The sequence below is a fragment of the Vibrio aestuarianus genome (assembly GCF_012395185.1).
In the GTDB taxonomy this organism is placed as follows: Bacteria; Pseudomonadota; Gammaproteobacteria; order Enterobacterales; family Vibrionaceae; genus Vibrio; species Vibrio aestuarianus.
Genome location: NZ_JAAZTU010000102.1, coordinates 1 through 1,331 on the forward strand (window position 1 = coordinate 1; position 1,331 = coordinate 1,331).

Below are 1,331 nucleotides of genomic sequence, written 5' to 3' on the forward strand. Positions count from 1 at the left end.
TAACGCTATACACCAAACCTTCTTCTGCCGCCAAACGATGCAGAAAATCGAGGTCGGTTTCTCGGTATTGCACGCAGAATTCTCGCTGGGTCGCTTCACGCTTGAGCGAGAACGCGTAATCGTTAATACCCATTTCTTGCAGCAACACAGAGAGGATTTCTGGAACCGTTTTGAGCTGAAAGATACGGCTGTTGTGGCGCAGCGACAAACGCTCTAACGCTGGCACTAAAGTCAGCGAGTAAAACGTATGATGATGACCAATATCGCCCTTGCTAAATTGACGAATAATGCCATGCACGCGCTGTATTACAATGCCATCACGCAGCATCTCTAACTGCGCCGGTTTATCCACCAGCTGCACAGCTTTGAGGGTTGATTGACGACTCGCCAGTTTTATCTCGTAGCGAAAACCGTAACAGGTTTGACCATTATCTAAGGGCTTATCCGACAGCGATTCGACCCCTTGATATTCACGCACCACTAAGGTGTCGTCTGCCAACCCATCCACTTTGAGCCTAAAACTTAACGTCGCCATTTCTCTTCCCTTCCACATTTGAATGTCGAAAAACCTTAAGCTCAATACACAACAAAATGCTATGTACTGAGCTTAAGGTTCCAATGTGGGTCGCCCACCCCAAGGACATGAAACACGAACGAGCGACCCCAAAACTAAGCGTGATTACGCTTCAACAGGCTTGCGCCAGTCGTCTGAGCCTGAAGTACCAGCGTTGATGTGATCCCACAGGATTTTACGGTAAGACATTGATACCGTAACGTTTTGCGTGAAATCAGAGTTAGTTGGATCTTGGCAGTGTGGCATTTCACATTGAATGTCTACAATAGACGCGCTTTCCAGTTTGGTGGTGAAGAAGTTTTCTTGCTTACCTTCGATAGAGGTGCGGTACCATTTTAGCTCAACCGATTTCATCTTCTCACCAGACGCCAATGCGTTGTAAAGAAGCGGAACCGCTTTATTTAGCGCTACGGTAAATTTGAATGGCTTATGAACACGTTGACCAGAAGGCTGACCAGATTGTGGGTCAGTTGGGACGGTTACCACGTGGTCAAATTGTTGAACTAACATTTGGTCTTCATGACCTTCAACGAATGCATCGCCGATAGAATCAGTAGATAGAGCGCCCGCAGTGATAAGACCCTGAGTTTCGCCGTCGATAGAGATATAACATGGAGTTGGCATTGCAAATTCCTTACTTTACTTAAATGATGAATGTATTTTGCGCAAATTCATCACCTATAGAGCAAGGTCGATGCCAACCTTAAGATTGTTTAATTTCAATGAGTTATACTGACAAATAAAACATATCGAGCAA

General features: G+C 45.5%; 2 protein-coding genes. Both read right to left on the reverse strand.

Annotated features, from left to right (window positions below; translation table 11 throughout):
• Positions 1 to 535: contractile injection system protein, VgrG/Pvc8 family (locus HGG78_RS18775; RefSeq protein WP_254068266.1), on the reverse strand; the 535-nt coding region annotated here is incomplete at its 3' end.
• A 144-nt stretch (positions 536 to 679) separates the two neighbouring features.
• Positions 680 to 1,198 carry an Hcp family type VI secretion system effector gene (locus HGG78_RS18780; protein WP_053308893.1) on the reverse strand — a complete coding sequence of 173 codons (519 nt, stop codon included), beginning with the start codon at positions 1,196 to 1,198 and terminating at the stop codon, positions 680 to 682.
• Between the last annotated feature and the right edge of the window lie 133 nt (positions 1,199 to 1,331).